Here is an 18,684-nt window from a genome sequence, read left to right on the forward strand (position 1 = left end):
AAACACTAGAAAACGGCAGAACTAAACCGTACTCCGTCAATGAGCACCCGAACCTGAGCTTCATTGCGTGGATTAAAGGAGCTAATAAGTGAGTGACGAGAAAATTGACGACGAAACTCGATTGCTTGCGGCTGTGGCATACGGCGAAGCATCCACGGCAAATGATTCTGATGAAATAGGCGGAATTGCATTTGCTGTTGCCAACCGGTGCCGCGCATGGGGCGGAAAAACTGTATCCGCGTTAAAAGCGGCAGAACCAAACTACGCCTATGCATGGGACGGTAGCAATGCGCGATTTAACAAATTAATGAAAACCAGCGAAAGCGCTATCAGGAAAGATGCTGGCATGTCACTGGCGGTTGATTGGGCCACTTCCGCTCTAAATAACAAAGGGACAGATCCATCAAATGGTGGATTTTGGTGGGATGGATTGGATTTCAAAACTAACTATAGCAACCACCCGAAAGTCCGCGATGGATTCAAGTTCGGAGACCAATCCCACAACATCTTCAAAGTTCAGGAAAAAAAGCGAGAGGTGATTGTTCGCTGGAAGATTAAAAACAAAAAAACTGGTCAAATTGTTGACGGTGCCGAACGTGGTCGCTACGACGCAGTGTGGGTTTCGACTTCCGCTCATGGCAGCACCATCTTTTGTAAACATCCGACCGAATACATCACTGCAACGGGGGGGAAGGCGTACAAATGAGTGCAACAAAAGCGGCTCTAGTGTCAATGCTGTCTATGGTGCTATTCACAGTCGGCGAAGAATCGTTGGCTTCAAGTGGTAATCCGCTCATGCAACTTGCATGGAAACCAAAAACTGAAGTCCTTGAATATCATTCATGCGGAGCTGCCGACGCATGTTGGGTGGCACAGGTCAAAAACAAAAAAACAAAAAGACGAATCGCAGTACTTCGGTGCGATGGTGAAAAGCTGTTTTCGATTCTTGGCAAGCACCCAGAGATAATTGCGGCTGAGGATTGTCACAGATTTGAAAACGAAAATAAGTTCCAAGAAATACCCAAGGCCCTTCGCACATTACTGCATCGTTGAAAAAATTTAAACCTACGCTGTCGCTCGACTTGAGAGCGGCTGCGGCGGGAGCCGTGTTAGTCAGGAGCGGGAAATTTCGAGGGTTGGGGCGTACAACCCCTAAACGCATTGCGGTTATCTGACAGACAACCACCGCCTCATAACATGGCGAAGCTGCTTGCGCGGCACTAACCCGGCTGTGCTGTTTAAAGCAGTTTTTGGCCCGCCACCAATATGCCGTCGGCGTCGGCGTATATCCAGGCGCCGGGCGCTACTGTAACACCGGCGATAGAGACGCTGACGTCGCGCTCCCCTACTCCCTTGCGCACGCTGCGCTGCGGATGGAGCGCCAGCGCGCGTACGCCGATATCGCAGGCGTTCAGCTCGGCCGAATCGCGTACGCAGCCGTTCACGATGATGCCGGCCCAACCGTTCTTTTGCGCCAGCACGCCGAGATTGCCGCCGACCAGGGCGCAACGCAGGCTGCCGCCGCCGTCGATCACCAGCACCTGGCCGCCGCCGGCGGTTTCCAGCGTGCTGCGTACCAGCACATTGTCTTCATGTACCTTGACGGTGCGCGCCGGGCCGCTAAATGCCTGGCGCTTGCCCAAGGAGATAAACACCGGCGGCAATACCGCCAGAGCGGCGGTGCCCAGCTTGTCTTCGTTGGCGTCGCATAAATCGCAGGTAGAAAAGGTCATTGCATCTCCGTCGCATGGCAGTGAAAAAAAGATCAGTCGTCCGACGAAAACGTCAGGCCGCCGAATTTCTTGACACTATACATCCGCTTGTCGGCCACCTTCAACAAGGTCTCCAGATCGGGGCCGTCGGCCGGATACAGGGCGCCGCCGATGGAAGCGCCAATCTGGCAATGTCCGCCGTTGGCCATCAGGATCGGCTTGTTCAATACGGCATAAATCTTTTCGGCGATCGCCAGCGCCGACTCTTCATCCGCCACGCCAGGCAGGTAAACGATGAATTCGTCGCCGCCGAAACGCGCCACCTCGTCTTCCTTGCGCAAGGCGTTTTGCAGGCGCAAGCCGACTTCAATCAGAACCCGGTCGCCCTCATCGTGGCCATAGTGATCGTTGACTTGCTTGAACTTGTCCAGATCGACGAACAGTACCGCAAAACGGAACAGATGCGGTTCGACATCGGTGCGCCGGCGGAATTCGATTTGCGCAATCAGGGAATCGCGATTCAGCAAGCTGGTGAGACGGTCGGTGCGCAGATGCCGCTCCATCTCTTGAAAACTCTGCGCCAGTTCACCGATCTCATCCTGGCGGTCGATATTCAGTTTGGCAAACGGCCGGCCGCTGCCTATGCTGCGTACCGCCAGCGTCAGTTTGCGGATATCGCGCAGCACCCAGCGCAATATCGCATAACCGAACAACAAGGCCAGCAGGATCACCAGCAAGCCCAGGTACAAGCTCTTATAGACGCTGGAATTGACCGCGCCCCAGAAATCGGAACGCGGCAGCGCAACCACCGCCACCCACTCCAAGCCGGCAGCATCGCGGTGGATCTGCGCCGCCACTTCGATCTGGCCGTACCTGCTGGGAAAGGCGCCGACGATCAGCTTGTCTGGCTTGGACAGGCTGGCAGCCGAGGCGACTATCGGCTCGATGACCGGCGCCGCCTCCCGCTGTTGCTGCAAATAGGCTTGCACCAGTTGCCAGCTCTGGCGCATAAAGGGTGATGCGGCATCTCTCAGATTATTTCGGAGGTGTTGGCTCTGGGCGTCTTTAGCCAAGGCAAATGCACCTTCGCCATTCGAAGATGCGACCAGATCGCCGCCGCGCTCGGCCACAAAGGCAACACCGTTTCTGTCCATGGGCAGCGCCTGCAAGTATTCTCGCAGCGGTTTCAATGACAATTCCCTGGCTACCACGCCACGTATTTCCTGACCGGCACCATACACTGGCCGCGCCAACATCAGCGCCGGCTCATTGCTGACGCTATCGATGAACAGCGGCGACCATGTGTCTTTTCTCCGATTGACGGCATTCAAGTACCAGCTCTGCTCGCGCGGCTCGTAGTCTTCCGTTTCCAGGAGAATCATTTCAGACGCCGGGCCGCGGCTGCGATATAAATGGCTGGCGCCGTCGCCTATGCCTCTAAGCCTGACCCGGAATTCATTGACGGCGGTTCTGCGGATGCCGACAAAATGGCCGTCCGCACCGGCAAAGCAGATCAGGCTGCCGACCGTTGGAAACAGCCCGCTGGCAATCCACATGCGTTCTTCCAGCCGGCCGATGCTGGCAGGAAACGGGATAGGGATCGGCGTCGGGGTCTTATCGGTAGTATCGGCAATTTGATCAGGCGCGACTACCCGCAACGCTGCACCGGCGTCGAACAATTGCCTGTTGATTGCGCTGTTGATGCCTCCCATCATGTTTGCCAGGACCTTTTGCGACAAAGCATCGGTGGCGTCCTGACCGGTTTGATAAAGCAGCCAGCCGACTGAAGCGGCCAGGCACAACAGTAGCGCTGCAAACGGCAAAATGAAGATGCGTTGCAGTGACGTTCGCTTCAAAATTGCCTCGAAATAAAACAAGAATTAGCGATATCCAGCTTCGGGATAATATTTCGGCATCTTTACCCTGCCGGGAAAAATGCTTACTCCCCCTCTTAATTCACACACAATGCGCAATTGATAACATTCAATTTTTAGCAGGCCAAGACCGTGGATTAAACAGCATGGATCTAAAAAAAAAGCCACACGGCGTAGCCATGTGACCTTTAATCTATAAAGCAACACGTTCAAGCCTGTCGCGATTCTACCTGTTTGCGTATGCAAAATCCGGGCTTAAACCGTCGCTTTGAATACGATCTCACCATTGTTAACAATTACGTGAATAATGTCCTTTGGACCAAACTTGCCTTCAAGAAGCAATTTTGACAAGGGATTTTCGATCTGCTGCTGGATCGCACGCTTCAATGGCCGGGCGCCGTAGACCGGGTCGAAACCTGCCTCCGCAATCTTTTGCAGACCGGCTTCTGAAATTTCCAGCCCCATATCCATTTTCGCCAAACGCTGTTCGAGGATTTTCAGCTGGATCTTGGCAATCGCGCCGATATTCTTTTCGTCCAAGGCATGGAACACCACGATTTCATCGATACGGTTGATGAACTCCGGCCGGAAACGGCTTCTGACTTCATCCATCACCTCCGCCTTTACCTCCGCCGGATCGCTGCTTTCCATCGCCTGAATCCGATGCGAACCGAGATTCGAGGTCATCACGATCACCGTATTCTTGAAATCCACGGTGCGGCCCTGGCCATCGGTCATGCGGCCGTCGTCCAGCACCTGCAACAGCACATTGAACACATCCGGATGGGCCTTCTCGATTTCATCCAGCAAGATCACGCTGTACGGCTTGCGGCGCACCAGCTCGGTCAGATAACCGCCCTCTTCATAACCGACATAACCCGGCGGCGCACCGATCAGGCGTGCTACCGAGTGCTTCTCCATGAATTCGCTCATGTCGATGCGGATCAGAGAATCGGCACTGTCGAACAGAAAGCCGACCAGGGCTTTGCATAGCTCGGTCTTGCCGACACCGGTAGGACCGAGGAACATGAACGAACCATACGGCCGGTCAGGATCGCTAAGTCCGGCACGCGAGCGGCGAATCGCATCCGAGACCGCGACAATCGCCTCGTTCTGGCCCACCACGCGCTTATGCAGCCCGTCTTCCATGTTGATCAGCTTGTCGCGCTCGCCCTGCAACATCTTGGCTACCGGGATACCGGTAGCACGCGAAACGATCTCGGCAATTTCATCGGCGCCGACCTGGGTCCGCACCAGCTTCGGCTTACCGTCCGCAGCGGGCTGCCCGGCGTTCAGCGCATCCTGTCTGGATTGGGTTTCCAGCGCTTTTTCCAGCTCATTCAACTTGCCGTACTTCAGTTCCGAAACCTTTTGCCAATCGCTCTTGCGCGTCGCTTCTTCAATTTGCAGACGCAGCTTCTCGATCTCTTCTTTCAGATGCTTGCTGCCTTGGGCGCTGGCCTTCTCCGATTTCCAGATTTCTTCCAGATCGGCATACTCGCGTGACAGTTTTTCGATCTCTTCCTCGATCAAGGAGAAGCGCTTTTGCGACGCTTCGTCCTTCTCGCGGCGCACCGCTTCACGCTCGATTTTCAACTGGATCAGACGGCGGTCCAGCTTATCCATCACCTCCGGCTCGGAGTCGATTTCAATCTTGATCTTGGCTGCCGCCTCGTCGATCAAATCGATGGCCTTGTCGGGCAAGAAGCGGTCGGTAATATAGCGATGCGACAGTTCCGCCGCCGCGACAATCGCCGGATCGGTAATTTCCACGCCGTGATGGACTTCGTATTTTTCCTGCAAACCGCGGAGAATGGCAATCGTGGCTTCGACGCTAGGCTCGTCGACCAGGATCTTTTGGAAACGCCGTTCCAGCGCGGCATCCTTCTCGATGTATTTGCGATATTCATCCAGCGTAGTAGCGCCGACGCAATGCAGCTCACCGCGCGCCAGTGCCGGCTTCAGCATATTGCCGGCATCTATCGCCCCTTCCGCCTTGCCGGCGCCGACCATGGTGTGCAATTCATCGATGAAGACAATCGTCTGCCCTTCGTCCTGAGCGATTTCTTTCAGCACCGCTTTCAGGCGTTCTTCGAATTCACCGCGGAATTTTGCGCCGGCCAGCAAGGATGCCATGTCGAGCGACAAGACACGTTTCGATTTCAAGCTGTCAGGCACTTCGCCGTTGACGATACGCTGCGCCAAGCCTTCCACGATCGCGGTCTTGCCGACACCGGGTTCGCCGATCAGCACCGGATTGTTCTTGCTGCGCCGCTGCAAAACCTGGATGGCGCGGCGGATTTCGTCGTCGCGGCCGATCACCGGATCGAGCTTGCCGAGGCGCGCCCGTTCGGTCAGGTCGAGCGTGTATTTTTTCAATGCTTCGCGCTGGCCTTCATCCTCCTGGGAAGCCACATTGGCGCCACCGCGCACCGCCGTAATCGCAGCCTCCAGCGCCTTGCGGGTCAGGCCGTTTTCACGCGCCAGCCGGCCGGCGTCGGACTTGTCGTCGAGCAGCGCCAGCAACAGCATCTCGCTGGCGATGAATTGATCGCCGCGCTTTTGCGCTTCTTTGTCCGCCAGGTTGAGCAAGGCCAGCAGCTCGCGGCCTATCTGTACTTCACCGCCGGTGCCGCTGACCTTGGGCAGGCGTTCCAGAGCAGCTTTCAGGGCGGGCCTCAGCGCGGCAACATTGACGCCCGCCCGTTGCAGCAGCGAGGTGGCGGCGCCGTCATCTTGATTCAACAGCGCGATCAGGGCATGCACCGGGTCAATATATTGATTGTCATTACCAACCGCCTGACTCTGGGCGTCGGCAATTGCTTCTTGCAATTTTGTGGTTAATTTATCGAAACGCATGGTTCCTCCAAAATATCTAATGCTTAGAAAATTGGGACAAGCGGACCTATTTCAAGCGCACAAAATACAAAATGCTAGGGCCTGTTAACATTTGATTTGGGAGATGCGTTCCAACCAACACGTGTGCTGGCAAGGGTGCAGCAGGGAATTCGTGCAGCATGCTGCACGCCTGCGTAACGATACCCGCATGCAGGCGGGTATGCGCCCTGCAAGGGCGTGGCGTAGCTGGGGCTGGTGCCCCAGCAAGCCATGCAACGCGGCCAGCGCACGTTTTGGTTGGAACCCTCCGGGAACGGCTGCAGGCATCGCATGCCGTTGTTGCAGCTCCTTGCCGTGGCACCGCCACGTCGCGTCGCTGCGCCTAGGCACGCAACGCCTGCCGCGCGTTCGCACTCCCAAATCAAATGTTAACAGGCCCTAACTACCAAAATACATGGTGAAAAAACGGATGGTGGCAAAGCCGGCGATGCACAATATGATCGAACCGAAAAGATGCAACAGGGTATGCCCCAGGAACCAGCCATACTGGCCGTGCTGCAACAGCACCATCGATTCGGCGGAAAAAGTGGAGAAAGTGGTCAGGCCGCCCAGAAATCCGGTAATCACCAGCAAGCGCCATTCGATCGGAAGCAAAGGATGCGATTCAAAGAATCCTACGGCCAGGCCGGCCAAGTAGCCGCCCGCCAGATTGACCAGCAAAGTTCCCAGCGGCAGTTGATTCTGATAGGCGCCCAGCCAGATGCTCGCGCCCCAACGTAGCCAGGCGCCGAGGATAGCGCCAACGCCAACCGCCAGCCAGCTCACTTCTTGCTTTCGCGCATAGGCAGCGGCAGCGGATCCTGGTCTTGGTCCTGGCCCAATTCCCATTTGGCCAGCGCCTCATCGTCGGTGCTACGGGCGTCGACCCAGCGCGCGCCTTGCTCCGTGTATTCTTTTTTCCAGAACGGCGCTTCGGTTTTCAGGTAATCGATAATGTATTCGCAGGCGGCGAAGGCGTCGCCGCGATGTGCCGAGCTGACGGCAACCAGCACGATCTGATCGAGCGGCAGCAAAGGGCCGATGCGGTGTATCACCAGCGCATCGAAAATATCCCAGCGCTGTTTGGCCTGGTCGACAATAGTCGACAAGGCTTTTTCGGTCATGCCGGGATAATGCTCCAGCTCCATCTGAGCAACGCTGCTGCCGTCGCTCAAATCGCGCACGGTGCCGAGAAAGCTGACCACGGCGCCGATTTTCGGATTGGACAGCCGCAGTTGCGCCAGCTCGGCAGCGAAATCGAAATCCTCAGTCTGAACACGGATCGGCATAGTCAAGACCTCAAAGATGACGCGACAGGCACAACATTAAAGTCGGCCATCGGTGGTCGGCCAACAGTAGTCAGCCACCGGTAGTTAGTCACCGGTAGTTAACCACCAGTAACCGGCGGAAAAAACGCAACTTCGCCGCCTTCGCTTAGAGCGGTATCGGGGTTCGCCAGTTCCTGGTTGAAGGCCATGCGCAAAGACCGGCCCTCGGCCAGTACCTCGGCCCAGACCGCACCGCGTTCGCGCAGGAAATTGCGTAATTCGCCGACGGTGGCGATCGAAGCCGGCAACTCCAGCGTTTCCTGAGACAAATTGAGCGCCTCGCGGATGCTGGCAAAAAAGCGCAGCTGGATTCTCATTACATTCTCTTTTTCAAACAATTGCAAGGATGTTCACAGTAGAGCAGAAAACGGCAAAAAGCGCAGCGAGTCGCCCTTGGCGATGGTCTTTCCTGCTGGATTATCGACCAGGCCATCGCCCCACACGGTCGATGTCAGGACGCCCGACCCTTGCTGTGGGAACAAGTCGAGGCCGCCATCGGCATTGATTTTCGCCCGCAAGAATTCCTGGCGGCGGTCTGCCTTGGGCCAGTCGAAATCGGCGCGCATGGAGATCGCTTGCGGCGCCAGTCCGCTTGCCGCCACGCCTTGCTGGTGCAGAATGAAGGGCCGCACAAAGATCAGGAAGGTGACAAAACTGGATACCGGATTGCCGGGCAATCCGATAAAGAAAGCCGTGGTTCCGGCGGCGCGGCGGACTTCGCCGAATGCCAGCGGCTTGCCTGGTTTCATGGCGATCTGCCACATGTTCAGGCGCCCTTCCGCCTCCACCGCCGGCTTGACGTGATCTTCCTCGCCGACCGACACCCCGCCCGAGGTGAGAATCAAATCATGCTCCTGGGCCGCAACCCGTAGAGCCTCGCGGGTCGCTTCGAGCTGATCCGGCACGATGCCGTAATCGCTGATTTCGCAGCCCAGGTTTTCCAGCAGACCGCGCAAGACGAAGCGATTCGAGTTGTAGATGGCGCCCGGCTTCAAGGGCTGGCCGGGCATGGTCAATTCATCGCCGGTGAAAAACATCGCCACCCGCAATTTGCGCAGCACCGGCAATGTTTCCAGGCCGACTGACGCCGCCAAGCCGAGATGCTGCGGCCGCAGACGCGTGCCGGCAGGCAGGATCACGCTGCCGCTGCGGATATCTTCACCGGCGCGGCGCACCCACTCGCCGGCTTGCGGTACATGTTTGATCACTATCGTATCGCCGTCGGCCTCGCACATTTCCTGCATCACCACGGCATCGGCGCCCTCTGGAATCATGGCGCCGGTAAAAATCCGGGCGGCGCTGCCAGGCTGCAGCGGTGCGCCGACGTGCCCTGCGGGAATCCGTTGGGAGATGGGCAGGCGAGCAGCGCCGCCGGCGCAATCCGCAGCGCGTACGGCGTAACCGTCCATTTGCGTATTGTCCGCCGGCGGCACGTTGAGCTGGGAGGTCTGGGCGTTTGCCAGTATCCGGCCATTGGCGGCCAGCGTCGGGATCGGTTCGATGGCGGCGCTATCGACCAGCGGCCGCGGCGCCGCCAGCAGCACGTCCAGGGCTTCAGTAACAGATAACATCGGTGGTTTTTGCATCATCTATCTGAGCGCAACAAGCTTACAAGCCGGTATGGCTGGCAATGAAGGCCTTGACCTGCGCCACGTCGGCCGCCATCACCTCGAAACGCTGCGGCAGCGCTTCTATGTTTTCAAAACCGGCCGGCCGCTCGGCATCGCGCCCCAGCGCTTCGCGGATGGTTTCGTTGAACTTGGCCGGCAAGGCGGTTTCCAGCACGATCATCGGCACGCCTGGAGTGACGTATTCGCGCGCCACCTTGATGCCGTCGGCGGTGTGAGTGTCGATCGTGACGCCATAGCGCTGCTGGATATCGCGGATGGTGTCCAGCCGGTCCTGGTGGGTCGACTTGCCTGATTGGAAGCCGAAACGGCCGATCTTGGCAAACTCGTCGCCATCGCTGCCGGGGCCGCCCGTCAGGTCAAATCCGCCGGTCGTTTCCACTTTATGGAACAAGGCGCGCACGCGTTCGCTGTCGCCATCCAGCAAATCGTGGATGAAGCGTTCGAAATTGGAAGCCTTGCTGATGTCCATGCTAGGGCTGCTGGTGTGATACGTCTCGGCCGATTTGCGTACCCGGTAGATGCCGGTGCGGAAGAATTCGTCGAGCACGTCGTTCTCGTTGGTGGCCGCCACCAGCTTATCGATCGGCAAACCCATCATGCGGGCGATATGGCCGGCGCAGATGTTGCCGAAATTACCCGAGGGAACGGTAAACGATACTTTTTGATCGTTGCTGGTGGTCGCACTCAGATAGCCGCGGAAGTAATACACGACCTGCGCCACCACCCGCGCCCAGTTGATCGAATTGACGGTGCCGATTTTCTGGCTGGCCTTGAACCCATGATCGTTGGAGACCGCCTTGACCATGTCCTGGCAATCGTCGAACACGCCTTCGACCGCGATATTGAAAATGTTCGGATCCTGCAGGCTGAACATTTGCGCGGTCTGGAAGGCGCTCATCTTCTTGTGCGGCGACAGCATGAAAACGCGTATGCCTTTCTTGCCGCGCATCGCGTATTCCGCCGCGCTGCCGGTATCGCCCGAGGTGGCGCCGAAAATGTTCAGCTTGGCGTCGTTCTTGGCCAGCGTGTATTCGAACAGGTTGCCCAGCAATTGCATCGCCATATCCTTGAAGGCGAGCGTCGGACCGTTTGACAGTGCTTGCAACAGCAGCTTGCTGCCGTCTTTTTCTTCCAATACGCGCAAAGGTGTAATCTGGCTGGCATCCTCGCCGGCCCGTACATTGCGGTAAACTTCGGCGCTGTAGGTCTTGTGCGCCAATGCCTTCAAATCGGCCGGCGGCACATCGGTAGCAAATTTCTTCAGTACTTCGAACGCCAGGTCGGCATACGACAAGCTGCGCCACTGATCCAGCTCGGCGCCGCTGACTTGCGGATATTCCGCCGGCAGGTACAAACCACCATCCGGGGCCAGGCCGCCTAACAGAATTTCGGAAAAATTTTGTGCGGCTGCATGGCCGCGAGTAGAAACATAATGCATAGTGTGGATGGTGTTTTGTGAGTTGCAAATCGAGGTAGAAAGGCCGCTGCCTGCATTATAGCGTCCGCTACCATGCTGCTGTCAGCTTTGCAGCCGCGCGGCCGGTCCGCAGCGGGTTTATTTTTTCTTCCAGTAATTCCCAGTCTCTTCGTAGCACTCGACCGTCAGGTCCAGGACTTTCGCTTCCATATGGGCCTGCGCATCAGCCACCGCCTGGTTATAAATACTGGGGCCGATCACCTGCAGGCAAAAATCGAGCAGCATACCGGCTTTCAGATCGCCGATCGGCTCTTCCATGTTTTCTTTGAAATAGCGCTGAATCGATCCGATCAGATCCTTCTGCTCGCTTTGCTGTAATTTGATCGCCATGGCACCCCCTTGTTATTTACACATCATCCAAGCGAGCGGCTAATGCCCTGCGCTTTTTTGAAAACCCATAAATGTACACCATGCCCTGGACAACCGTTATCACGCCGCCAATATATCCATCCTCCGCGCCAGGCAGGAAAATGCAAATCGACGCTGCAGCCTGATTGCCGCGCTGATACAATGTCACTCTTATATTCAGGCGTTTTAGATGCCTGACAGTTTGCACATTACTCAATTGTCATGACACCTCCACTTTTACCTACGTCCCCGAACGAACCGCTGAGCGGTTCGGCCATGCCGGACGAGCACCCCATGTCGGGCAGCCTGTTCATGGTGGTAGCACCTTCCGGCGCCGGCAAATCGACGCTGGTCAACGCCTTGCTGGCGCAAGAACAAGCAATCAAACTATCGATTTCCTACACCACGCGGCCACCGCGCCCGAGTGAGCAAAACGGCCGCGAATATCATTTCACCACGGTCGAAGACTTCCGCGCGCGCCACAAACAAGGCGAATTCCTGGAATGGGCCGAAGTACACACCAATTATTACGGCACTTCGCGTCTGGCGATTGCCGAGCAAATGCAATCCGGCACCGACGTTTTGCTGGAAATCGACTGGCAAGGCGCGCAGCAGGTGAAGAAACAATTCCCGCACGCGGTCGGCATATTTATCCTGCCGCCGTCGATTGCGGCTCTGGAAGAGCGGCTGAAGAAGCGCGGCCAGGACGAACCGCAAGTCATTACGCGCCGGATTCTTGCCGCCGGCGGCGAAATCGCCCACGCCCCCGAGTTTGAATATGTTATTATTAATCAAGAGTTTGCGTCTGCTCTGTCGGAATTAACTGCGATTGTCAAAGCTACCCGCTGCCGCTTTTCGCAGCAGGCAGTGCGCAACGCATCTTTATTTGCCCAACTGGGCATCCATGCCAATTTAAGTTAGTATTTAAATTAGTATTAAGCCAATGCTTAGCTGGCACCGTTTTTTGGAGAATATATGGCCCGTATCACCATCGAAGATTGTTTGAAGCAAATCCCTAATCGTTTTCAATTGACGCTGTCCGCGACTTATCGCGCGCGCCAGTTATTGCAAGGACACACTGCCAAGATTGATGCAAAAGACAAACCAACCGTGATTGCTTTGCGCGAAATCGCTGCAGGCAAGATCGGCATCGAAATGCTGAAGAAGGTACCTGGTTAATCATTAACATCATGCGGCTGATATCGATCCAGTATGAACCTGACATCTCCAGATTCAAGCCTGTCATCAGCCGCAACCGCTAAAAAACGGGCGGCCTCCCCCCGCTCAGCCAGAAAACCCGCTAATACGCCCTCCTTGTCAGACCACCAGCCCGCCCTGCAACCCGGCGTCGCCTCGATCACTCACCTGACCACCAAGCTTGCCGAATACCTGACCCCAGCCGAGCTGAAGAAGGTCAAGGAAGCGTATCGCTTTTCGGATGAAATGCATCTGGGTCAGATGCGTAAATCCGGCGAACCCTATATTTCTCACCCGATTGCCGTCGCTGAAATCTGCGCCGACTGGAAGCTTGACGCGCAGGCGATCATGGCTGCTCTGCTGCATGACGTGATGGAAGACCAGGACGTCAAGAAAGACGAGCTGATCGAACGCTTCGGCGCGCCGGTGGCCACCCTGGTGGACGGTTTGTCGAAACTGGACAAGATCGAGTTCCAGAGCCAGATCGAAGCCCAGGCCGAGAACTTCCGCAAGATGCTGCTGGCGATGGCGCGCGATGTGCGCGTGATCCTGGTCAAGCTGGCCGACCGCTTGCACAACATGCGCACGCTGGGCGTGATGATCCCGGAAAAGAAGCGCCGCATTGCGCGCGAGACCATGGAGGTCTACATCCCGATCGCGCATCGTCTGGGTCTCAACAATATCTACCGTGAGCTGCAGGAACTGGCGTTCTCGCATCTGTATCCGCTGCGCCACCGCACGCTGGCCAAGGCGGTCAAAGCGGCGCGCGGCAACCGGCGCGAGGTGGTCAGCAAGATTCTGGAATCGGTCAGCACCACATTGGCGGCAACCGGCATCAATGCGCAAATCGACGGCCGCGAAAAAAGCCTGTTCGGCATCTACCGCAAGATGCACAACAAGCATTTGTCGTTTTCCCAGGTGCTGGATGTCTACGGTTTCCGCATCGTGGTCGATACTTTTGCCAATTGCTATCTCGCGCTCGGCACCCTGCATGCGCTGTACAAGCCGATGCCGGGCAAGTTCAAGGATTACATCGCGATTCCCAAGCTGAATGGCTACCAGTCACTGCATACGACTCTGATCGGCCCTTACGGCACGCCGGTGGAGTTCCAGATTCGCACTCAGGACATGCATCGGGTGGCCGAATCGGGTGTTGCCGCGCACTGGCTGTACAAGGATGAAGAAGGCAATCTGAGCGATTTGCAGCAACGCACCCATGCCTGGCTGCAGTCGCTGCTCGACATCCAGAAGCAGACCGGCGATTCGGCCGAATTCCTGGAACACGTCAAGGTCGACCTGTTTCCCGATTCGGTTTACGTGTTCACCCCGAAATCGAAAATCATCGCCTTGCCGCGCGGCGCCACCGCCCTCGATTTCGCTTACACCATCCATACCGATGTCGGCGACCAGACCATCGCCGCCAAGATCAATCACGAACCGGCGCCGCTGCGTACCGAACTGCACAATGGCGACATCGTTGAAATCATTACCTCGCCCAGTTCGCGCCCCAGTCCCAACTGGCTCAGCTTTGTGCGCACCGGCAAGGCACGCTCTGCGATTCGCCATCATCTGCGCACCATTAACCTGAGCGAGTCGGTGGAACTCGGCCAGCGGCTGTTGTCGCAGGCGCTGGCGATGCTCAACCTGAATCCGGTGCTGGCGCCTATCGTCGTCGATCGCCTGCTGAATGAATCCAGCGCCAAGTCGCTGGATGAAATCTATGCCGACATCGGCGTCGGCAAACGCATGGCGACCCTGGTTGCCCGGCACATCATGGGCCTGCTCGAAAACGAACCCTTGGTGACGCCGTTGCTGGACATGGAAGGTGTCGTCGCCCCGGCCAAAATGGAGCCGGTGGTGATCTATGGCAGCGAAGGCGTGTCGGTGCAACTGTCGCCATGCTGCCAGCCGATTCCCGGCGACCATATCACTGGCCAGCTCAAACGCGACCAGGGTCTGGTGGTGCATACGGAAGACTGCAATATCGCCAAGCGCCAGCGCAACAAGGATCCGGAGCGCTGGATCGAAGTGCTGTGGGGTGAAGACCTGAACCGCCGCTTCGATTGCCGCATCAAGGTGCTGGTGCATAACGACAAAGGCATCCTGGCCAGGGTCGCCGCCGAAATCGGCGATTCCGACGCCAACATCATCTACGTCAACATGGATGACGACAAAGACCAGCTGATGACCCAGCTGATCTTCACCATCCAGGTTGAAGACCGGGTCCATCTGGCCAGGTTGATGCGCAATGTACGCCGCGTCCGCGGCGTTACGCGGATTTTGCGCGACCGCGGCTGACCCCCGCCGGCAGCACTGACGATAGCCGGCTTATTGCAGCGACTGCTTGCGCGGGATTGGCAGCGGCAATTGAAAAACCTCGATGCCTTCCTCTGCCAGCTCTTCGCATTGCTGCGGCGAGGCAATGCCGCGAATCCCGTGCTCGGGGACTTCACGGTAGTGGATCCGGCGCGCTTCTTCGACAAAACCTGCGCCGACATCCTCCGTATTTTCCATGACATGACGCGCCATGTCCTGCAGCCGCTGCTGAATTTGCGCCACCGCCGGCGAACTCAAATGCGCATCGCCGGCAGCAGCGGAATTTGATTTGGCGGCGGATAAATTCAGATGCGGGGCGGAAGGCAGTCTGTCCACCTTGAAGCTATCGCATACCGGGCAGGTAATCTGCTGCCGCGCTGATTGCGCAAGAAAATCCTCCTCCGAGGAAAACCAGCCCTCGAAGCGATGATTCTGTTCACAAGCTAAATTGTAGACTTTCATAGTGAGCGACAATTCTTCAGCGCGGAAAAGCAAGGATCTTACACTAACCAGCATATAACTTATTGCCGCCCTCCGCTGCTTAAAACTGCTTCGCGGCCCGCAACATTTCGCTAATCCGCCCTGAACTCACCGCCGCCTCGCCGTAGGTAAATGTGCCATGCTCGCGCATCTCTTCAGCTGCGAGCAAGAATCCCCCCAATGCGGCGCGCGCCAGCGAACCGCCGACGCTCACCCGCTTGACGCCGATTGCGGCCAGCTCTTGCAAACTGAGTTGCACGCCTTGCAGTCCCATGATCACGTTCACCGGCTTGTCCAGTGAACTGACCACTGCGGCAATCTCCTCTTTGCTTTTCAGGCCTGGGGCAAAGAGCACGTCGGCGCCGGCCTCCTGATAGGCTTGGAGCCGCTTGATGGTGTCTTTCAGATCGGAGCGGCCATGCAGATAATTTTCCGCGCGCGCAGTCAGCGTAAAAGGAAAATCCAGGCCGCGCACCGCTTCCGCAGCCGCGCGCACACGCTCCACCGCGAGTTCCAAGGCATAAATCGGATCGTCGCGATTGCCGCTGGCGTCTTCGATAGAACCGCCGACGATGCCGGTGGCTGCGGCCAGCCTGATGGTCTCCATGACCGTGGCCGGCGCCTCGCCAAAACCATTTTCGAGATCCGCGCTCAGAGGCAGTTCGGTAGCCGCCGCCAGTTCGGTCAAATGCGCCATCATTTGTTCGCGCCCGATATCGCCATCCAGTTGACCGCGTGAAAAAGCAAAACCCGCACTAGTGCTTGCCAATGCTTCAAACCCAAGCAAAGCCAGCAATCTGGCAGTGCCGATGTCCCATGGATTGGGGATGATAAAGGCCCCTTCGCGTTTATGAAGTTGTTGAAAGACACGTGCTTTTTCGATCTGAGACTGCATCCAATACCTCCGTTAGAAAATCGATGCCGAGGGATTTTCCGGCACGGAAAATCCTTGTTCATTGCCAATCTATTGCAGTAGCGGTATCAGTGGCTATAGCGCTATCCGGACCCAAACATTACCACCGGCAACTATTTTCCGCTGTGCATTGCCAAAGATGCAGGGAAAGCCGCCCGGCATGGGGATTCTCTATTAGCTTAGCCGCGCTTTGTTTCCTAGAATGAAAACCTGAGAGGTGATCGTATTTGATTGATTTGAATCAGCAAATCGGAGGCGATATGGGAAAGATACTGCTCGCCTTGCTGCTAGGCCTCCTTATTGCAGGAATACCGAAGCGCGCCATTGCCGACAATAGTTTGGGCGTAACGATTAGCGACGCGGCAGCGATGCTATCAGTGTTCCGATCGACAGCAACCCAGCCCGCGGCCCGGCATCTTCCAACGGCTTTTGAGATTGGCCGGGCTAGTTGAGAACAACTATGCTCGGCCTGAAGCAGGATTAGAGGGGTTACATTCCACGTTATTAAAATCGCGGCAAATCAGCCAGCGTGCGACCAGACACACCATGATCGGCAATGCCGATACCTTCAATCCCGTGCTCGTAAATCACCAGCGCGACGCTGGGGCCGCGCACCATTTTTCCATCGACTGAAAATGCGGTGGCGACCTCGTCGCCGAAATGCAGGGCGTCCACCACCAGGCTGACGTCCTGCTCCGACGTCTTGTGTTCCCACCCGATGGAACCGTCGTCCTTGGGCTTTGCCCGCCCCCAGCGCACTTCCTCAACTCTGTCGCCCGCGACATTAAAACGAACCGCTTCAATCATATGAATGGACATGCGTATTTCTCCGGGATAGGAAGTCGAATGAATTTTCGCTTCATGGTACGCGCCATGTTAATCGGCAGCAAGATGCCTGGCAAAAATTTGATGGCGCCCAGTCATCACGGCATACATATAAAAAAAACGCTACCCAAGGGATAGCGTTTTTCGCAGGTACTGCGATCGGATCAGTATGGCGCGTCGCCCGGAACTACCCGCAACCAGCCGCCTGGGCAACTCGACACCTCAGGGTAATAGCCGGCAGGATCGTTACAGTAGAAGCTGTAATTGCTGCTTGGCGCCACGTACATGGTTCCGGCCGGATAGAACGTCGGGTCATAGTAATACGGGGTCCAGAAGAAAGGGCCGCCTATGACGATCACGCTACGTCCGCGAAAATCGTGAAATCCGTGGTGAAAGCCGTGGCGAGCCTCATGTCCACCGCCATTGTGCATCCCGTTGTGCATTGCGCCAGCGCCGCCATGAAAACCGCCTCCGTGGTGATCGCCGCCATTGAAGGCAAGCGCCGTACCCGTAGCTGCAGACAATATCAACGCAACTGCCGCGCACCACAATATCAAGAATCTTTTCATAGCAACACCTTTTACTTCCCGTGCCGCCGCGAGGACGGCGGCACAAACTGCCTTCCTGTATTCAATATAGATTACGCAATACAAAGGGGCACTACTAATCGGTAATGTTTGCAACAACCTGTATCAATCTGCGAAAAGGCGAACTGCGGGCGATCTGCGGCAAAACGAGGAGCGCGGATGCATTTCATCCCCTTGTGTGGTTACGGTATACTTGCCCGTCCCAAACGCAGAAAGAAAGCAATAGAAATGACAACCTACAAAGAGCTGCAAGCACAAATCGAACAATTGAGAAAACAGGCGGAAGAACTGCGTCAGGCCGAAATCGCCGACGTCATCACCGAGATCAAAACCAAGATGAATGAATATGGCATTACCGGAGCGGATCTGGGTCTGATGGGCAAGAAACGCGTCATGAAGACCAGTCCTGCGATGGAGCCGCAGACGGCAATGGAAACACAAACGCCTGCGCACGCCGATATGCCGGCCGGCAGCGGAATGTAATGGCAAGATAGGTGTGAATTCAGGCTATTGTCATTGACGGAAAAAGCGCTGGCGGCAGCTTTCCAAGATACCCGTCAATGACAACCGCTGTTCAGATCAATCAAGCGCAAACCGCAACCCCAGCGCCAGCACATTATTACGCAAGCCGCCGCTGCCCAGCTGCGCATCGTAGTTGAGATACCAGCCCCAACGCCTATCCACCGCCGTACTCAAGCCCAGCCCGGCCCAGCCCGAACTGCGCGCCAAGCCTATCCCCTGCACCGTAAATCCCGCCGCCGGCGCGCCCACGTAAGCCGCGCCGAAATCCAGCCGGCCGTCGCTGAACGCATGCTGCCAGGCCGCATACGCCTGCACCACGCTCAGCCCGCCCGCCCATTGGAAACTGCTGTCGCCGCGCAAGCCCAGCACAGCCGCCGTCTGTTTATACGTCTGGCTGTCCGCCGTCAGCCCGAACACGCCGCCGCTCTCCGTAAAACCGCCGCGCTTGAGGCGGTCATACGCCAGACCGACGTAAGGCGTCAGCCGAGTGTCATCGGACAGCGGCAACACATACCCGCCCTCGGCATAGGCCGACCACAGGCTATCGCTATGGCTGGCGCCCAGGTTCTGCTCCGTAGCGCCGATCAGCGCCGTACG

General features: G+C 56.9%; 20 protein-coding genes. 6 read left to right on the forward strand and 14 right to left on the reverse strand.

What is annotated here, in order from left to right; all coding sequences use genetic code 11:
* Positions 1-88 precede the first annotated feature (88 nt).
* Positions 89-706: a hypothetical protein gene (locus tag KHU33_RS22030; RefSeq protein ID WP_329956110.1), complete on the forward strand. Its 618-nt coding sequence runs from the start codon at positions 89-91 to the stop codon at positions 704-706.
* Complete coding sequence (locus KHU33_RS22035; protein WP_211466915.1) at positions 703-1,053, forward strand: hypothetical protein; 351 nt, start codon at positions 703-705, stop codon at positions 1,051-1,053. Before KHU33_RS22030 ends, KHU33_RS22035 begins: the two co-directional genes overlap by 4 nt.
* A 185-nt stretch (positions 1,054-1,238) precedes the next feature.
* On the opposite strand, the gene rraA is transcribed toward KHU33_RS22035, so the two are convergent.
* From rraA to KHU33_RS22080, 9 genes are all read right to left on the reverse strand, one after another.
* Positions 1,239-1,733: a ribonuclease E activity regulator RraA gene (gene rraA / locus KHU33_RS22040; RefSeq protein ID WP_211466917.1), complete on the reverse strand. Its 495-nt coding sequence runs from the start codon at positions 1,731-1,733 to the stop codon at positions 1,239-1,241.
* A gap of 32 nt (positions 1,734-1,765) precedes the next feature.
* Positions 1,766-3,568 carry a diguanylate cyclase gene (locus tag KHU33_RS22045; RefSeq protein WP_230414475.1) on the reverse strand — a complete coding sequence of 601 codons (1,803 nt, stop codon included), beginning with the start codon at positions 3,566-3,568 and terminating at the stop codon, positions 1,766-1,768.
* 273 nt (positions 3,569-3,841) lie between these two features.
* Positions 3,842-6,445 (reverse strand): ATP-dependent chaperone ClpB, encoded by a 2,604-nt coding sequence (gene clpB, locus KHU33_RS22050; protein WP_211466919.1) that lies wholly within the window; start codon positions 6,443-6,445, stop codon positions 3,842-3,844.
* 417 nt (positions 6,446-6,862) lie between these two features.
* Positions 6,863-7,249, reverse strand: a complete 387-nt coding sequence (gene crcB, locus KHU33_RS22055; protein WP_211466921.1) for a fluoride efflux transporter CrcB — start codon at positions 7,247-7,249, stop codon at positions 6,863-6,865.
* A complete protein-coding gene (locus KHU33_RS22060) occupies positions 7,246-7,752 on the reverse strand; it encodes a molybdenum cofactor biosynthesis protein MoaE (protein ID WP_211466923.1) in 507 nt (168 codons plus the stop codon). Before KHU33_RS22060 ends, crcB begins: the two co-directional genes overlap by 4 nt.
* A 98-nt stretch (positions 7,753-7,850) precedes the next feature.
* Positions 7,851-8,108 (reverse strand): molybdopterin converting factor subunit 1, encoded by a 258-nt coding sequence (gene moaD / locus KHU33_RS22065; RefSeq protein ID WP_211466925.1) that lies wholly within the window; start codon positions 8,106-8,108, stop codon positions 7,851-7,853.
* Between the two features lie 33 nt (positions 8,109-8,141).
* The gene (locus KHU33_RS22070; RefSeq protein ID WP_230414476.1) at positions 8,142-9,362 is read right to left on the reverse strand and encodes a molybdopterin molybdotransferase MoeA; all 1,221 of its coding nucleotides are present in this window, start codon (positions 9,360-9,362) and stop codon (positions 8,142-8,144) included.
* Positions 9,363-9,399: 37 nt separating this feature from the next.
* Positions 9,400-10,860: a threonine synthase gene (gene thrC / locus KHU33_RS22075; protein ID WP_211466929.1), complete on the reverse strand. Its 1,461-nt coding sequence runs from the start codon at positions 10,858-10,860 to the stop codon at positions 9,400-9,402.
* Between the two features lie 117 nt (positions 10,861-10,977).
* Positions 10,978-11,229 (reverse strand): DUF2164 domain-containing protein, encoded by a 252-nt coding sequence (locus KHU33_RS22080; RefSeq protein ID WP_211466931.1) that lies wholly within the window; start codon positions 11,227-11,229, stop codon positions 10,978-10,980.
* Between the two features lie 294 nt (positions 11,230-11,523).
* On the opposite strand from KHU33_RS22080, the gene gmk reads away from it, so the two are divergent.
* The 3 genes from gmk to KHU33_RS22095 are packed head-to-tail and all read left to right on the forward strand — an operon-like array spanning position 11,524 to position 14,742.
* The gene (gmk, locus tag KHU33_RS22085; RefSeq protein WP_211466946.1) at positions 11,524-12,168 is read left to right on the forward strand and encodes a guanylate kinase; all 645 of its coding nucleotides are present in this window, start codon (positions 11,524-11,526) and stop codon (positions 12,166-12,168) included.
* A 54-nt stretch (positions 12,169-12,222) separates the two neighbouring features.
* Positions 12,223-12,426 (forward strand): DNA-directed RNA polymerase subunit omega, encoded by a 204-nt coding sequence (gene rpoZ, locus KHU33_RS22090; protein ID WP_092351791.1) that lies wholly within the window; start codon positions 12,223-12,225, stop codon positions 12,424-12,426.
* Positions 12,427-12,459: 33 nt separating this feature from the next.
* On the forward strand, positions 12,460-14,742 hold the full coding sequence (locus tag KHU33_RS22095) for a RelA/SpoT family protein (protein ID WP_211466933.1): 2,283 nt from the start codon (positions 12,460-12,462) through the stop codon (positions 14,740-14,742).
* 30 nt (positions 14,743-14,772) lie between these two features.
* Here the strand turns inward: KHU33_RS22095 and KHU33_RS22100 are convergent, their stop codons facing one another.
* The 4 genes from KHU33_RS22100 to KHU33_RS26565 form a co-directional block, all read right to left on the reverse strand.
* A complete protein-coding gene (locus KHU33_RS22100) occupies positions 14,773-15,222 on the reverse strand; it encodes a DUF1178 family protein (RefSeq protein ID WP_211466934.1) in 450 nt (149 codons plus the stop codon).
* Positions 15,223-15,301: 79 nt separating this feature from the next.
* Entirely contained in the window at positions 15,302-16,135 is an 834-nt protein-coding gene (locus tag KHU33_RS22105) for an isocitrate lyase/PEP mutase family protein (protein ID WP_211466936.1), read from the reverse strand.
* Positions 16,136-16,657: 522 nt separating this feature from the next.
* Complete coding sequence (locus tag KHU33_RS22110; RefSeq protein WP_211466938.1) at positions 16,658-16,972, reverse strand: hypothetical protein; 315 nt, start codon at positions 16,970-16,972, stop codon at positions 16,658-16,660.
* A 170-nt stretch (positions 16,973-17,142) separates the two neighbouring features.
* Positions 17,143-17,547 (reverse strand): hypothetical protein, encoded by a 405-nt coding sequence (locus tag KHU33_RS26565; RefSeq protein ID WP_230414477.1) that lies wholly within the window; start codon positions 17,545-17,547, stop codon positions 17,143-17,145.
* A gap of 177 nt (positions 17,548-17,724) precedes the next feature.
* On the opposite strand from KHU33_RS26565, the gene KHU33_RS22120 reads away from it, so the two are divergent.
* Positions 17,725-18,048, forward strand: a complete 324-nt coding sequence (locus KHU33_RS22120) for an H-NS histone family protein (protein ID WP_230414478.1) — start codon at positions 17,725-17,727, stop codon at positions 18,046-18,048.
* 96 nt (positions 18,049-18,144) lie between these two features.
* On the opposite strand, the gene KHU33_RS22125 is transcribed toward KHU33_RS22120, so the two are convergent.
* Positions 18,145-18,684, reverse strand: a 540-nt coding sequence (locus KHU33_RS22125; RefSeq protein WP_211466940.1) for an autotransporter outer membrane beta-barrel domain-containing protein, incomplete at its 5' end; no start/stop codon positions are given.

Origin of the sequence: Collimonas silvisoli, assembly GCF_018305005.1 — a bacterium.
Taxonomy (GTDB): domain Bacteria; phylum Pseudomonadota; class Gammaproteobacteria; order Burkholderiales; family Burkholderiaceae_D; genus Collimonas; species Collimonas silvisoli.

Excerpts from the sequence above, each read along its gene's own strand:
- KHU33_RS22035 (WP_211466915.1), top strand. The coding sequence starts at position 703 with ATGAGTGCAACAAAAGCGGCTCTAGTGTCAATGCTGTCTATGGTGCTA.
- rraA (WP_211466917.1), bottom strand. The coding sequence starts at position 1,733 with ATGACCTTTTCTACCTGCGATTTATGCGACGCCAACGAAGACAAGCTG.
- clpB (WP_211466919.1), bottom strand. The coding sequence starts at position 6,445 with ATGCGTTTCGATAAATTAACCACAAAATTGCAAGAAGCAATTGCCGAC.
- KHU33_RS22060 (WP_211466923.1), bottom strand. The coding sequence starts at position 7,752 with ATGCCGATCCGTGTTCAGACTGAGGATTTCGATTTCGCTGCCGAGCTG.
- moaD (WP_211466925.1), bottom strand. The coding sequence starts at position 8,108 with ATGAGAATCCAGCTGCGCTTTTTTGCCAGCATCCGCGAGGCGCTCAAT.
- KHU33_RS22070 (WP_230414476.1), bottom strand. The coding sequence starts at position 9,362 with ATGTTATCTGTTACTGAAGCCCTGGACGTGCTGCTGGCGGCGCCGCGG.
- thrC (WP_211466929.1), bottom strand. The coding sequence starts at position 10,860 with ATGCATTATGTTTCTACTCGCGGCCATGCAGCCGCACAAAATTTTTCC.
- KHU33_RS22080 (WP_211466931.1), bottom strand. The coding sequence starts at position 11,229 with ATGGCGATCAAATTACAGCAAAGCGAGCAGAAGGATCTGATCGGATCG.
- gmk (WP_211466946.1), top strand. The coding sequence starts at position 11,524 with ATGCCGGACGAGCACCCCATGTCGGGCAGCCTGTTCATGGTGGTAGCA.
- rpoZ (WP_092351791.1), top strand. The coding sequence starts at position 12,223 with ATGGCCCGTATCACCATCGAAGATTGTTTGAAGCAAATCCCTAATCGT.
- KHU33_RS22095 (WP_211466933.1), top strand. The coding sequence starts at position 12,460 with ATGAACCTGACATCTCCAGATTCAAGCCTGTCATCAGCCGCAACCGCT.
- KHU33_RS22100 (WP_211466934.1), bottom strand. The coding sequence starts at position 15,222 with ATGAAAGTCTACAATTTAGCTTGTGAACAGAATCATCGCTTCGAGGGC.
- KHU33_RS22105 (WP_211466936.1), bottom strand. The coding sequence starts at position 16,135 with ATGCAGTCTCAGATCGAAAAAGCACGTGTCTTTCAACAACTTCATAAA.
- KHU33_RS22110 (WP_211466938.1), bottom strand. The coding sequence starts at position 16,972 with ATGTCCATTCATATGATTGAAGCGGTTCGTTTTAATGTCGCGGGCGAC.
- KHU33_RS26565 (WP_230414477.1), bottom strand. The coding sequence starts at position 17,547 with ATGAAAAGATTCTTGATATTGTGGTGCGCGGCAGTTGCGTTGATATTG.
- KHU33_RS22120 (WP_230414478.1), top strand. The coding sequence starts at position 17,725 with ATGCATTTCATCCCCTTGTGTGGTTACGGTATACTTGCCCGTCCCAAA.